12 protein-coding genes and 1 tRNA gene are annotated in these 13,285 nt (G+C 56.4%); 3 read left to right on the forward strand and 10 right to left on the reverse strand.

Going from position 1 to position 13,285, the window contains the following annotated elements:
* Positions 1 to 8 precede the first annotated feature (8 nt).
* Positions 9 to 662, reverse strand: a complete 654-nt coding sequence (locus tag PG881_RS08440) for a TetR/AcrR family transcriptional regulator (protein WP_011705252.1) — start codon at positions 660 to 662, stop codon at positions 9 to 11.
* 469 nt (positions 663 to 1,131) lie between these two features.
* On the opposite strand from PG881_RS08440, the gene PG881_RS08445 reads away from it, so the two are divergent.
* Both PG881_RS08445 and PG881_RS08450 read left to right on the forward strand, forming a co-directional pair.
* Complete coding sequence (locus PG881_RS08445; protein ID WP_270799272.1) at positions 1,132 to 1,872, forward strand: phosphatase; 741 nt, start codon at positions 1,132 to 1,134, stop codon at positions 1,870 to 1,872.
* A gap of 85 nt (positions 1,873 to 1,957) precedes the next feature.
* Positions 1,958 to 2,033, forward strand: a tRNA-Thr gene (locus tag PG881_RS08450).
* Between the two features lie 451 nt (positions 2,034 to 2,484).
* On the opposite strand, the gene PG881_RS08455 is transcribed toward PG881_RS08450, so the two are convergent.
* From PG881_RS08455 to fdhD, 9 genes are all read right to left on the reverse strand, one after another.
* The gene (locus PG881_RS08455) at positions 2,485 to 2,922 is read right to left on the reverse strand and encodes a hypothetical protein (protein WP_270799274.1); all 438 of its coding nucleotides are present in this window, start codon (positions 2,920 to 2,922) and stop codon (positions 2,485 to 2,487) included.
* 636 nt (positions 2,923 to 3,558) lie between these two features.
* Positions 3,559 to 4,857 carry a VapE domain-containing protein gene (locus PG881_RS08460; protein ID WP_270799277.1) on the reverse strand — a complete coding sequence of 433 codons (1,299 nt, stop codon included), beginning with the start codon at positions 4,855 to 4,857 and terminating at the stop codon, positions 3,559 to 3,561.
* Positions 4,854 to 6,002 (reverse strand): hypothetical protein, encoded by a 1,149-nt coding sequence (locus PG881_RS08465; RefSeq protein WP_270799279.1) that lies wholly within the window; start codon positions 6,000 to 6,002, stop codon positions 4,854 to 4,856. Before PG881_RS08465 ends, PG881_RS08460 begins: the two co-directional genes overlap by 4 nt.
* A gap of 65 nt (positions 6,003 to 6,067) precedes the next feature.
* A complete protein-coding gene (locus PG881_RS08470) occupies positions 6,068 to 6,301 on the reverse strand; it encodes a hypothetical protein (protein WP_270799283.1) in 234 nt (77 codons plus the stop codon).
* Positions 6,301 to 6,489 (reverse strand): helix-turn-helix transcriptional regulator, encoded by a 189-nt coding sequence (locus tag PG881_RS08475; RefSeq protein ID WP_041993776.1) that lies wholly within the window; start codon positions 6,487 to 6,489, stop codon positions 6,301 to 6,303. The genes PG881_RS08470 and PG881_RS08475 overlap by 1 nt, the downstream gene beginning before the upstream one ends.
* A 97-nt stretch (positions 6,490 to 6,586) precedes the next feature.
* Entirely contained in the window at positions 6,587 to 7,111 is a 525-nt protein-coding gene (locus tag PG881_RS08480; RefSeq protein WP_270799287.1) for a hypothetical protein, read from the reverse strand.
* Positions 7,111 to 8,415, reverse strand: coding sequence for a tyrosine-type recombinase/integrase (locus PG881_RS08485; RefSeq protein WP_270799289.1), 1,305 nt, complete (start codon positions 8,413 to 8,415; stop codon positions 7,111 to 7,113). Before PG881_RS08485 ends, PG881_RS08480 begins: the two co-directional genes overlap by 1 nt.
* 316 nt (positions 8,416 to 8,731) lie before the next feature.
* Positions 8,732 to 11,020: an FdhF/YdeP family oxidoreductase gene (locus tag PG881_RS08490; RefSeq protein WP_270799291.1), complete on the reverse strand. Its 2,289-nt coding sequence runs from the start codon at positions 11,018 to 11,020 to the stop codon at positions 8,732 to 8,734.
* Positions 11,007 to 11,813, reverse strand: a complete 807-nt coding sequence (gene fdhD, locus PG881_RS08495) for a formate dehydrogenase accessory sulfurtransferase FdhD (RefSeq protein ID WP_270799293.1) — start codon at positions 11,811 to 11,813, stop codon at positions 11,007 to 11,009. The genes PG881_RS08490 and fdhD overlap by 14 nt, the downstream gene beginning before the upstream one ends.
* 148 nt (positions 11,814 to 11,961) lie before the next feature.
* Between fdhD and PG881_RS08500 the strand changes: the two genes are divergently transcribed.
* On the forward strand, positions 11,962 to 12,876 hold the full coding sequence (locus tag PG881_RS08500; RefSeq protein WP_269383901.1) for a LysR family transcriptional regulator: 915 nt from the start codon (positions 11,962 to 11,964) through the stop codon (positions 12,874 to 12,876).
* Positions 12,877 to 13,285 lie beyond the last annotated feature (409 nt).

Raw genomic sequence — 13,285 nt, forward strand, 5'->3', positions numbered from 1 at the left:
GTTGGTTGTTACACGGCCAGGGAGAGCCTGGTCGACTCCACGGGCGCCCCGACACCGGACGCCAGATAAGGAATGACGTTGCGTACCAGCCCCTCCACATCGAGCTGCTGGCCGAAATCGGCCTGGGCGATGTCGCGCAGCGCATCGGCCGAGGCCATGGTGAACACGACGGTGCCCAGGGTGAAGTGCAGCCGCCAGAACAGATCCGCCGGCGACAAGGCCGGGTTGGCCTTGGAGATGGCCTGGGTGATCCGTTGCAAAATGGGGCCGTAGTGGGCAGTGATGAAGCGGCGCAAGTGGCCCTGGCTGTCGATGTAGCCGCGACCCAGCAGCTGCATGAAAATGGCCGGGCCGTTGGTGCGCACTGCCACCAGCTTCATCAACGGGTCGACGAAGCTCTCGAACACCTGCAGCAGGGTCAGCTGCTCCTGCGCCATCAGGGTATGCAGGCGTGCATCCAGCTCGGGCATGAACAGGCTCAGATAGCGATCGAGCACCGCCTGGATCAGCTCCTTCTTGGAGCCGAAGTGGTAGTTCACTGACGCCAGGTTGACATCGGCCTCGCTGGTAATCAGACGCAAAGAGGTATCGGCGAACCCCCGTTCGGCAAACAACACCTCAGCGGCATCGAGAATGCGGTTTTTGGTATCGATTTTACTCACAGGACACCTCACTTAAACGAATGTTTAAAAAGTACGTTTCACAACCTTTTGTGTCAAGAGAATGTGAACAGGTGTTAGTGAAATGTTTTTGTTGAAAATGGGGAACAAGGCGGGAACTTCACGGACGAATCGGACTCTATATCTATGCCACTGCAATTAAACATTAAGTCTCGCCCAACCTGCTCCATGCTAGTTGGGCATTTTTTTGCCCGGTAACCGCGCAGCGCGCTGGCAAACAGGCAAAAAAAAACCGTCGCAGGGCGCGACGGCGGGGAAATGAGGTTGCACCATCCTGATCCAACCCATCGATGCGAGTTCAGGCTTTCATCGATGACGCCATCATGACCGCCAAGCGTGTTCAAACTTTGTCAGCCAGGCCCCAATTTGTGACAAAGTATGACAAGCCACGACATGGTCTCGACCCGCCGCCTTTGCTATGCTGGCGCCTCACGCCAGAGGGGAAGATAAGATGAAGTACACGGTCGATACCCACACCCACACCGTCGCCAGCACCCACGCTTACAGCACCATCCACGACTACCTGCCCATCGCCAAGGCAAAGGGGATCAAGCTGTTCGCCACCACGGATCATGGCCCCGACATGGCGGATGCCCCCCACTTCTGGCACTTCGTCAATCTGCACGTGCTGCCACGGGTGGTCGACGGGGTCGGCATCCTGCGCGGCATCGAAGCCAACATCAAGAACATCGACGGCGAGATCGACTTCCTCGAGCGCTACGAGTCGCGGCTCGACATGATCATGGCGGGCTTTCACGAGCCGGTGTTTCCCCCCTGCGACCAGGCCACCCACACTCAGGCCATGATCAACGCCATCAAGAGCGGCCGGGTCGACATGATAAGCCACCCCGGCAATCCCGCCTTCCCCATCGATATCCAGGCCGTGGTCAAGGCAGCGGCAGAGTATCGGGTGGCGCTGGAGCTCAACAACTCCTCCTTCAACCACTCCCGCCCGGGCAGTGAAGGCAACTGCCGTGCCATCGTCGAGGCGGCGCGGGACATGGGTGCCTACCTCACCTTCGGCTCCGACTCCCACGTGGCCTTCAGCCTCGGGGATTTCGAGCACTGCCACCGACTGGTCACCGAGGCCGGCTTCCCGGCAGAGCGGATCCTGGCGCGCTCCCCCCGTGCGTTACTCGATTTTCTCGAAAGCCGCGGCCGGGCCCATATTCCGGAGTTCGCCGACCTCTGATATTGACCGTAACTCCATGAGCCCACTCATAAAACTGAGTGCAGCTCATTGACTTGCCCTGCTGTTTTCGGGAATCTAGTGCCATGCCGGTATAGCTCAGTTGGTAGAGCAGCGCATTCGTAATGCGAAGGTCAGGAGTTCGATTCCCCTTATCGGCACCATATAAAACAAAGGGTTAGCTTCGCAGTGAAGCTAACCCTTTGTTATTTTTTGCTCCATACCCCTCCTTGTACCCCTCTTTTGCGATTTGCTACCCCTCCGGTTGAGTAACAAAAAAGCCCATCCTGCTTGGGTGGGCTTCTTGGGGTGACTTCTAGCCAAGACACTTCGCCATTGCCATATTGGCAAACTGATCGGCCATATACTGCCTTGTCGCCTCATCAGGCCATTGTGGCATCTTGTATGCTTCTATTGTTAGGCGGGTCACTATTCCCCACCAAACGGTAGCACCTTCATCTGCCCCCTTGTAGAGTGCGGTTAGTGTATCCGAGAGTAAGCCGCCCTGCTCTTGACGCTTCTTCATCACATCCAAAGCATAAGACGACACACGATTGCAGTCGTGAGCGTTACCCAAGCGATAGTCGCTGCCGTTTGGGTACATCTCAGACAGCTTTAGCCTAGCGATACATCGTCGACTTCTCTTTGACCAAAACAAAGCTTAAACGTATCTCTACTAATCGACTTCAATAACTCATCTTTTTTTGACATATCTTTAGGAAGTGGGTGCTCGAACATCAATTTCAAGAGAAATGCGTTAACATCATGAAACTCCTTTGGAACCCCTAATTTATCCCAAAAACCTCTTCCTTGTTTTTGGTTTTCTAACGCTTCTGCTTCATTATTTAGTGTGCCTTTTATACGCAACTCCATATTGGAACTTGCTAACATGGCATTAGTTTGACAGAGGCCCTTCGCGGCTTCATCAGACAGATTTGGATAAAAGCCTGTAACCAACACGCTTTCCGGCAACGTCATTATAGAAACTACATTTTTAGCCCAAGCATGGCCTACCAACATTATCAACACTGCCCCTAAAATCAATCTCTTCATCTTCCCCAAACTCCCGTTGTTCTGGCGAACATGCCGCTATTGTGTCGCTCGTCTAGCTATGACCTAGCCGTAACCTAGCCGTTATGATACCAGCTTACAGGCGTCAATTTGAGCCGTGGGAGTCTGTTTCTTGCATGTTAACGATCACACCATTTTGGTTTGCGTCCGTTCGGTACTAGCCAATTGCTAGCCAATCACTAACCAGATATTACCGTTTTATTACCGTTGGGCTCTCACCGTTATATCACCGTCGTTTGGATGCGGTGGGGTAGCTGGTGGGGTAGCGGTTGCCAGTTCATCACCATGCTAAAACCCAGTGCTGGCGCGGCTTACAGGTGCGTTTTTTGTTAGTGGTGAAGTTGGTGAGGTAAGTTTCCTATAAACCCCCTCAGCAATAGCCGTTGCTTGTGTTCGTGAGCAGCTCCCAGTGTGTCAATCCCTTCCCCTTGTCTATGTGTAATTACTTTATAAAGAGATCTACTTCACCACTTCACCAAATATGAATGAAAGCCAGTAGCAGTGTGGGTTAGCGGCTGGTGAGGTAGCCCGTTTTCTACCTCACCACTACTTCACCTACCTCACCAACTAAAAGCCCCGCCAAATCGGCAGGGCTCAAGGGGGTGCCACCAGCAACGGCTATTCTTGGGGCTGCGGCAAATCGTTCACCGGCAAACGGTATTCCTTGCGCCCCGATCTCGCTGGGCGTGATTCTATGCGCCCTTCCTTTTCCAGCATTGTTAACGCCCTCCCATATCTGCCCGCCATCGCGGGCTTTTCAAGGTGATATTCACAAAGATCGGCAGCAGTGAACCAGCGATTGGATCGCATCGGGCGGGCCAAGTGCCGGTCAACAATTGTCTCGTAATGCGGCCCCTTGTCGGTGTGCGAGTCGTTCGCCGTGGTGGCCTGCTTGCTGGTGGCCTCGTCGAGATACCAGCTTGCCCCCGCATCGTAGTCCGCTTTGACTTCAAGCCAGAACTGGCGCAACAGTTCGGGAGCTGTTTGGCTTTGACGGCCCGCGTCCCAACACCAGCCCAATAATTCATTCAGGTGGTCAAGATCTGCGGCACCTGCCATCTCGATAACAGCAAAACGAGCGTTCCCTGTCTGGTCTTTGAGAAAGTCAGTGCCGTTTACCGTCGCAATAAAGCCCGTCTGTCGGGGTTTCTCCGTGAATGATTTTGCGTAGGGTATGCGGAACCGATCCACATCGCGGGTAATGAACGCCTTCAATGCTCCGGCTTCGTGCCTTGTTGTCGTTTCCAACTCGGCTAGTTCCACAATCCAAGCCGAAACAGCACGGCGTACATCGTCCGACTTGCTGGGGTCAATCGAGCAATCCAACGTCGAGCCCGCCACTACTGCGGCCAGTCTGTTAACCCATGCCGATTTTTTGAATGACTGGCCCCCCACCAATACAGGCACGAGCTTTGATAGCCATCGCTGTTCATACAATGCTGCCACACAGCCCACCAGCCAAGGGCGCAGGACTGAGGCGGCATAATCGGGCTCAGCCGCGTTGAGCGTTGCCAAGACAGCATCAACTCGGCGCACTTCATCCCATTTTGGGCCAGCCTCTAGCCACTTTCTGACAGGGTGATAACTGTTCAACTGGCACAGCGCGATCAAGTGTTCGTCTATGGCGGCATCGGGAACCTCGGCACGCTGGCAGGCGTCCACCAAAGCCGAACGTTGCCCCTCATCAGTTTTGCCAAGGCGGCGGCCCTCGGCTGTCATTAGCTCAGGGGTTGCTATCATGGTGTTATAGCGGTAAATCCACCCCTTATGCCTAAATACGGCCCACAGGTTAGCAGATGTTTTTAGCGGCTTTCCCTTCTCGTCAGTGTCCGGCAGAAATAATGGTGGTTCGATCTGCTCGGGGCTAGCTGGTGGCGCGAACGGGATCACATTGGTTGGCGGCGGCAGCGGCTTCATAGCGCGGCCTCCATGATCTCGGCCATTTGAGCGGTGCTCAGTAATGGAAACGTAATCGGCGTGGGCTGGCTAATAGCCTTTGCTTGCCCCTTAGCAACGGCTAACGATTTGGTGCCCTCTCGCATCGCCTCGAATTGCTGGCGTTGCTCGTCGCGCTGTGCCCGTGCCCACTCGCGGCGGTTGTGCACGTGAATATCAGGAAACTGCTCTCTGGCAATCTCTTGAACGGCTTTGAAGCTATCCCCGCTGAAATTGCGAATGGTGATCAGGTCGAATTTGTCGCACAGCCTATTACCAGCGGGATCGCTTTGGTGGTGCGAGAAAATGCGCTCTTTGCCATCCGTCGAACTGGTCAGAATATGAACCCCAGCGGTTCCACTGGTTGATTCTGGTGCCATCCATGCATTTCGCCCCTTTCGCTTATAGCCATAATGGGCGAGCAGCTCCGGCCATTCGTAGCTGGCGTTCACGCACTCGATGATCGATACCTGCCTACCCACCAGCTTTTCATTAAATGGCTTGGGGGCCGCCTGATTAAACTGCTGGCTAACTTTGGCTGCGGCGGCTTGGTGCTGCTCCGCCAGCACGGCTGCATTGAGCCAGAACGGGGCTGACGGGCTTAGCGCGGCCCCCTCGGCGATCATGTGCTGATAATGCTCGGCTGTGCTTTTGATAACCGTTGGCAGGATCATAAATTGAGCAGGGCGGCCAACACATGGATCAGATCCCAGCAACTCGGCCAACGCGAATTGCAGATCCGCCCACATAGTGAATGGCACAGGCTCGGCCAGCTCCACAAATACCCGATAACGGGGCGCGTCCGGCTGGTGGCTCAGGGTTGAATAGATGATAAACGAGCACAGCCCTTGCTCCTGCAAAACATCGGCTATGGTCTTGGGCGTCTGGCCCTTGGCGTTGTCCAAATCGGCGCGAAGCATTCCAAACAGCCCGTTAGCCTCTGCTTGTGCCTTGTTACGAGTCTTGCCATTGTGGGCGGCCACCAGTGGGGCAGACTTCTTAGCCGTCTCTGGTGCGCGGGCGTGGCTTCGGTGAGGGACACAGGTTGCTTGTTGCAGATCTAGCCACGTAACAAATCCGAACGTTTCGTTATTTGAAACATTGGGAATAGTGGTAAAATTGATCATCTCGATATACCTTTTGAACTTGCTGGCAGCCCCTAACTCGGTAAAGGTACGGGCCACCAGCGCGATTACTCGGCGCTTTCCTTCGGGTCAGCGCCGTTTTCTTTCAGCAGTAAAGCCACCTCTGCGTGAAATGCCTCTTGAACCGCCAGCGCTCGCTCATACGCGAGCCTTTCGTTATCCCCCTCCGACTTGTACTTGTTTCGCCAGAATCTCACTGTTATGCGCTCGAATTTTGCTGCGGCTGCACTGGCTGCCGCTCGCAGATCTGCTTTCGCGTTTGTTAGTGGGTAATGGGCCATCAGATTTCCCTCCCTTGACGCTCAATGAACGCCAATACCTCGGCCAGTTTCCAACGGATGGAATTTGGCCCAATTTTCACAAAGGCGGGAAAGTGGACGTGTGGATCGTTGATCCAGCGGCGAATGGTTGAACGGGAAACGGACGTAAGCTCAACCAACTGCTTTTCGGTAATGAGAACGGGTGACATTGATTAGTACTCCACATTGAACCAGCGCGGGATACGATGGCATGTGGCGAACTTTAGATAGCCGGTTTCACGAATAACCGGCTAGTAGTGAATGCAATCAAATCTTTTTTTTAAAGTTTGTAATCCAATTTCGAACCGTGCTTTTTTTCGTCCTCTTTCCGCCTTCACTGGTCACAAAGTAATCAACGCCATTTATTTCTTCGAGCAATTGATCCTGGCCAGAATGATTGCTACGCAGTTCATCGAAGATCATTTCACTCGTCCAGCCAGAGTGTTCTTCCACTATGTCACGGACAGTATCTTTCAACGCGTTATACCTCTGTGTTCGGGGCCTCTTGGCTCGCTCGCTCTGCGTCCTATTGCTTAGGCGTATGTGAGTCGCTAGTCGATAAGACCAAGGATGATACCCAAGGGACATCTCTCCGCTAGATGAACGTTCACCCCCATGCTTCACAAGGTCATTAACTTGACCGGCGATCCTCATAAATTCGCCAAGCGGAGCCGCAGCCTCTTCTATCTTGATGAATATCTCGCGCTTGGACGGGGTTCGTCTTGCTTGGTTCTTCTCCAGTATGGCCGCCAATCGGCGCAGATATTCTATCTCTTCTTCTGCCGTTACCATCACCCACGCCCCCCAAAGTTCCCCACCACCACGTTATCAGGCTTGGCCTGCTCCGGTTGCGTTATGGTTGCCATGAAATCCCCCCAGCGCAGAAATAGCGCTCGCAACTTCTCGGCCATGCCACCTACTTGATAGGTGCGGATCAGTCTGTCTTTCGGCACGTGGTTGAGCATTAGCTCGATCAGGCGCTCGGGGGCGTCCAGATATTCCGCCGCACCCGTTGCTACACTGCGGCGCAGGTCGTGCGGACTGAATGGTGCAAGCTCGGCAAGGTACTTGATGCGAACACGCTCTAGCGCCTTGGTTACTGCATCCCCCGTGATCGGGTGTCCGGTCTTGCTGGTGGACTCGAATACATAGGGGCCATTAGATAACGCTTTTTGCTGCTCGATAATATCCAGCGCCAGCGGGCACAGGGTTACAACGTGGGCGCGTCCGTTCTTGGTTTCGGGGATTGTCCAGCGGTCGCCGTTAATCTGCTCCCAGCGCATCCCTACAGCCTCGGAATGGCGTACAGCGGTCAGGGTTATTAAACGCAAGCAGTTTGCCACCGCCAGCGATAGCACTACGTTAGACGCGATCCCACGGCCACCAGCAGCCACAGAACCGCCGCCAGCAGTCGCTTGTTCAAGTGCTCCCCATAACTGGTGCAACTCATCGCGGGTCAACCAGCGTTCACGAGGTGGGGGCATAGATGCGCCAAACATGGCGGGCTTGAGCAGGCGAGCGGGATTTATTTCGATGTGACCTTGTAACACTGCATGATCAAGACACTGGTTAAGGACTATCAGCCCCTTTCGTGCGCCCTCTGCGGTCTCTACTCGGCGGAAATGCTCATACAGTACGGCACGGGAGAGGTCGCAAACTCGGGTATTGCCAATGGCCGATTCAATGTGACGGGTAAAGGTCCCCTCATAATCGCGCAGAGTGCGCGGGCCTATCGGCTTTGATTTGGCTCGCATCGCCAGCCAATCACGGTAAATCTCGCCAAGGGTCGGCATCTCGATGTTCTTAGCCTTGGCTTGCTTGGTGACAGTAAGCGGATCAATTCCCTGCTTTACCAATTCAGCCGCTTTACCGTGGGCCTGTCTGGCTTTTGCTAGGGTCATGGCGGGATAGCCGCCAAGCAGCATTTCCCCAGCTTTGCCCGCTATCTTGTAGCGATAGACAAAGCGCTTGATTCCACTGGTGCGCACTTCCAGCTTGAGCCCGCCACCATGCTTTGACTGGATAGCCATACGGCGCACAATAACGCCGGATTCTGGTTTGATTGCCGCAATCTCGGCATCGGTTGTAATCGCCATTCCGTACCCCTCCTCATACCCCTCTTTTGCTATGGTATAGGGTGATATTTCACGACACAACCTGATACAGTGAATGGCATTTAACTGGTTGATTTAATGTATTTTATTTTTGTTTCGTGAAGTGGGGTGACACGGGCTGAAATTGGCAAAATCTGGATTCGTAATGCGAAGGTCGTGGGTTCGACTCCTCTTACCGGCACCAATCACGCAAACAACAACGCCGCATATCTTATGCGGCGTTGTTGTTTATAGGATGTGCGGGCTCTGCTGCATTGGGCTGGCAGGCTTGAACCGGCAAGCCTGCAAACCTCCCAGTTCATAGCAGCAACAGATTGTCCTGCCGATTGGAAGCAGTCACCAGCACCGGGATGGACTTGGAGGTGGGGGTAAACGAGCCTGCCCCTATGCTGTCGATGGGCACCAGCGGGTTGGTTTCCGGATAGTAGGCCGCGATGTTGCCACGCGGGATCTGGTAGATCACCACCACAAAACCGGTCACGCAGCGCTCGCGCCCATCGTTGCAGATGGCCGCCATGTCGACCCGATCCCCTTCGGCAAAGCCAAGCTGGCGAGCATCCGCCTCGTTCATGAACACCACGTTGCGCTGGCCCTTGATGCCGCGGTAGCGATCGTCCATGCCATAGATGGTGGTGTTGTATTGATCGTGAGAGCGCAGGCTCTGCAGCAGCAACACCGGCTGATCCACCATCTGCTCGGCATGGCGGGTACACTCCGGCAGCACAGAGTGCGGCAGGGTGCAGGCACTAAACTCGGCGCTGCCGCTGGCGGTATTCCAGGTCAGTAGCGCCGCGGAGTTATCGAGATGAAAACCGCACGGCTGCTGGATACGGGCATTGAAATCGGCAAAACCGGCGATGGTCTGCTCGATGAGATCGCGAATACGGCCATAGTCATCGCGCAGGGCCAGCCAGTCGACCCGCTCGCTGCCCACGGTGGCATGAGCCATCCGCGCCACTATGTCGGTTTCGGAGAGGCAGAGCGGCGACACCGGCTCGGCCGCGCCGGTCGAGGCGTGCACCATGCTGAAGGTATCCTCCACCGTGATCTTCTGGTTGCCGCTGCGCTGGATATCGAGCTCGGTGCGACCAAGACAAGGCAGGATCAACGCCGCCTTGCCCACCTGCAGATGGCTGCGGTTGAGCTTGGTGCTGATCTGCACGTTGAGCTCGGCCTTTTTCATCGCCCCGTAGGTGAAGTCGGTATCGGGCGCCGCTGCCGCCAGGTTGCCACCCAGGCAGATGAGCACCTTGCTCTTGCCCTCGTCCAGCGCCTTGAGCGCTTCGTAAACGTTGTGACCACGAGCCCGTGACAAACTCACCTGCAGGTGACGCTCAAGCCGGTCGATGAAGGCGGCGGTGGGCTTTTCGTTGATCCCCATGGTGCGGTTGCCCTGCACGTTGCTGTGGCCCCGTACCGGACAGAGCCCCGCCCCCGGCTTGCCAATCTGGCCGCGCATCAGGTGCAGGTTGACGATTTCACGGATGGTATCGACCGAATGCAGATGCTGGGTCACCCCCATGGCCCAGCAGCTGATGATGCGCTGGCTTGCGGCAAACACCCGGGCGGCCTGCACGATGTCGGCGCGAGTCAGGCCGGACTGCTGCTCGATCGCCGCCCAGTCGGTGGCCCGCACCTGCGCCTCGTACTCGGCAAAGTGGCGGGTGTGGCGGGCGATGAAGTCGCGATCCACCGCCTCTGGCGCCTCTTCCAGGATGTACTTGGCCATGCCACGGATGGCGGCCATGTCGCCCCCCAGCTTCGGCGTCAGGTACTGGTGGCTGATGGTGGTGGCCGCCGGGGTCAGCAGCTCGAGCGGGCTCTGCGGGCTGGCGAAGCGCTCGAGGGCCACCTCTTTCAAGTTGTTGAAGCTGACGATCTTGCAGCCGCCGCGCGCCGCCTGGCGCAGGGCATTCATCATGCGTGGGTGGTTGGTGCCCGGATTCTGGCCATAGACAAACACCGCATCGGCCTGGTCGAAGTCATCCAGCACCACAGTCCCCTTGCCGATGCCGACCGACTGGATCAGCGCCACCCCGCTCGCCTCATGGCACATGTTGGAGCAGTCGGGGAAGTTGTTGGTACCAAACAGGCGGCCAAACAGCTGATAAAGATAAGAAGCCTCGTTGCTGGCACGCCCCGAGGTATAGAATTCCACCTCGTCCGGGCTATTCAGCCCCTTGAGGGTGTCGGCAATCAGGGCGAAGGCATCGTCCCAGCTTACCGGCTCGTAGTGATCGGTCGCCGGGTTGTAGCGCATCGGCTCGGTCAGTCGTCCCTGATACTCGAGCCAGTAGTCACTCTGGGTGGCCAGCTGGCGCACCGAGTGGGCCGCGAAAAACTCGGCCCCCACCGTCTTGCCGGTGGATTCCCAGGCCACCGCCTTGGCGCCGTTTTCACAAAACTGGAAGGTGCCGTGGTCGTTGTCCCCCCAGGCACAGCCCGGGCAGTCGAAGCCGTCGGTCTGGTTGACCCGCAGCAGGTTCTTGATGTTCTGACGGGTCTTCTGGCTGCGCAGCACCTGTTTCATGGTGGATTGCAGGGACGAAAAACCGCCGGCTTTGGCGGGCTTTTCAATATGACTCATGGCACTCTCCGATGGGATCCGCCGGGCGATAGCTCGAATAGCTGACCGGGGCATCAAACTTGGGAATATGAACGACGTTGAGGTTGTATTTGAAGGCCAGCCTGACCGCCAGCTGGCTGGGCGATGCCAGACAGATAAGATGACGGGCGCCGAAGCGGGCGGCTTTTTGCACCAGCTCGCTGCCACAGCGGCTGGTCACCACCAGGGTGTCGCACGCACTTTGCTGACGCAGCAGCAGGCCAATCAGCTTGTCGAGGGCATTATGGCGCCCGATATCTTCCCGGCAATGCAGGATCCGCCCCTCGGCATCCAGCGCCAGCGCCGCATGCAGGGCGCCGTGTTGCTGACCCTTGAGCTGCCACTGGGCAATCTGCGGGCGCAGCCCCGCCAGCAAGACCCCATCCGGCGGCGGCGTCAGTGGCAATACCGGCAGTGCGGGCAGCGCCTGCTCCACCGCCGCCACGCCGCAGATGCCGCAACCGGTCGCCCCGGTCAGCCGGCGCTTGTGCCGGGCCAGGGCAGCCAGGGAGCGGTTGGCGATGGTGATGTCGAGCACCATCCCCTGCTCGGCTGGCGCGATCTGGATGTCATGGACCTCGTGGTTGTGCCGGATGATCCCCTCGCCAAACAGAAAACCGATGGCAAAGTCGTCGAGATCGTCCGGGGTCGCCATCATCACCGCATGGTTGATGCCATTGATGTTGATGGCAACGGCTACCTCCTCCACCAGATGATCCAGTGAAGGCGAAGCAGGCAAATTGACGGGGATGTCGACGGGCGTGTAGGCAGGCATGCAGGTTGGCCTAAAAATGCAAACTGCATTCAAGTTTAGAGAGGCGGCAGACGCAAAACCAATGAAATAAATCTATATGGCAATAGAGTTGTTCTATTGACTGCGTTTTTTCAATTGATTAATTTTTAGGTTCATCCTCGCCTCCCGAATGATCATGAACATCAAGCAGCTGCACTATTTCCACGAACTGGCCAAACACCAGCATTTTGCCAGGGCGGCCAAGGCCTGCCACATCACCCAGCCGACCCTCTCGGCCAGCATCACGGCGCTGGAGAAGAACCTCGGCACCGATCTGGTGGTGCGCACCAGCCAGTTCGTCGCCCTCACCGAAGCGGGCGAGCTGGTACGCCAGTATGCCGAGCGGATGCTGCTGGAGCAGGAGGCGCTCAAGCAGGAGCTGGCGCTGTTTCATGGCGAGCTCTCCGGCACCCTGCGCATCGGCATCGTGCCCCAGTCCAATGTCGACATCATGCCGCTCATCGCCCGCTGCAAGCAGCGCTACCCCGACATCGTCATCCGTCTCTCGGTGCTCAGCAACGAAGCCCTGCTGTCACAGCTGGAGCTGCACCAGTGCGATATCGGGCTGGGGTTTGACGAGCCGCTCACCAGCGCCGCCAGACAGACCTTCCACCTCTATCCCCAGGGCAACAACCAGATGGCCGTGCTGATGAACCGCGACGAGGCGGATCAGCGCCTCCCCGGCGATGAGCTGACCCTGACGGCACTGCAGCAGCGGCCGCTGGTACTGCCCAGCCGCACCATGCAGTTTCGCAAGTATCTGGACCGCGCCGCCGAGCGGGCCGGCATCCGGCTTGACGTGGTGCTGGAAACCGACTCCCTGTTTCACCTGGTGAGTGCCGTGCGCCACCGGCTGGGCTGGGCCATCGTCAGTGCCGGCCTCGCCCGATCCGCCAGCAAGCTCTCGGATCTGGTCTGCCTGCCGCTGGCGCCGCAACGCGACATCGGCCATACCGCCTTCATCACCCGCCAGCACAGCATCACCCCCGCCATGCGCGCCTTCCTCGAGCTGGTGCAAGAGGCAGACGCCCCCCTTGAAAAATAAGGTGACGCCAACAGGCACACTTTTTTATATTTCTGCCATGACCAAAGGTGGCAGAAATATATACCTTCCCACTAAAAAACAACCGCAACGTGGTTAACAACAAGAGATAGACATTCAGAAAAATGATTGCTGTAATGAGGTAAATAAATGACAACTTAATCCCTATCCCGACTCCTTGAAATAGTTATTCCTCATTGAAAATGACTTTAACCAGGAGATAAAAACGTCGTATTCAATACGACAATCCGAGTTCTCAAACAAATCCAATTTAAATATTTAAAGCGACTATTCCATCGTTATTTCAAGGTTATTTGTGAAGCACCACACAATAACGACTTTTCCTCCCGCGTCCCATTTCCTCATATTGATGGCGATCAAGAATGATCATACCGTCTGGTCGGTATGATTG

It is taken from the genome of Aeromonas sp. QDB54 (assembly GCF_027707385.1).
Lineage (GTDB): Bacteria > Pseudomonadota > Gammaproteobacteria > Enterobacterales > Aeromonadaceae > Aeromonas > Aeromonas hydrophila.

Excerpts from the sequence above, each read along its gene's own strand:
- PG881_RS08445 (WP_270799272.1), top strand. The coding sequence starts at position 1,132 with ATGAAGTACACGGTCGATACCCACACCCACACCGTCGCCAGCACCCAC.
- PG881_RS08455 (WP_270799274.1), bottom strand. The coding sequence starts at position 2,922 with ATGAAGAGATTGATTTTAGGGGCAGTGTTGATAATGTTGGTAGGCCAT.
- PG881_RS08460 (WP_270799277.1), bottom strand. The coding sequence starts at position 4,857 with ATGAAGCCGCTGCCGCCGCCAACCAATGTGATCCCGTTCGCGCCACCA.
- PG881_RS08465 (WP_270799279.1), bottom strand. The coding sequence starts at position 6,002 with ATGATCAATTTTACCACTATTCCCAATGTTTCAAATAACGAAACGTTC.
- PG881_RS08470 (WP_270799283.1), bottom strand. The coding sequence starts at position 6,301 with ATGGCCCATTACCCACTAACAAACGCGAAAGCAGATCTGCGAGCGGCA.
- PG881_RS08475 (WP_041993776.1), bottom strand. The coding sequence starts at position 6,489 with ATGTCACCCGTTCTCATTACCGAAAAGCAGTTGGTTGAGCTTACGTCC.
- PG881_RS08480 (WP_270799287.1), bottom strand. The coding sequence starts at position 7,111 with ATGGTAACGGCAGAAGAAGAGATAGAATATCTGCGCCGATTGGCGGCC.
- PG881_RS08485 (WP_270799289.1), bottom strand. The coding sequence starts at position 8,415 with ATGGCGATTACAACCGATGCCGAGATTGCGGCAATCAAACCAGAATCC.
- PG881_RS08490 (WP_270799291.1), bottom strand. The coding sequence starts at position 11,020 with ATGAGTCATATTGAAAAGCCCGCCAAAGCCGGCGGTTTTTCGTCCCTG.
- fdhD (WP_270799293.1), bottom strand. The coding sequence starts at position 11,813 with ATGCCTGCCTACACGCCCGTCGACATCCCCGTCAATTTGCCTGCTTCG.
- PG881_RS08500 (WP_269383901.1), top strand. The coding sequence starts at position 11,962 with ATGATCATGAACATCAAGCAGCTGCACTATTTCCACGAACTGGCCAAA.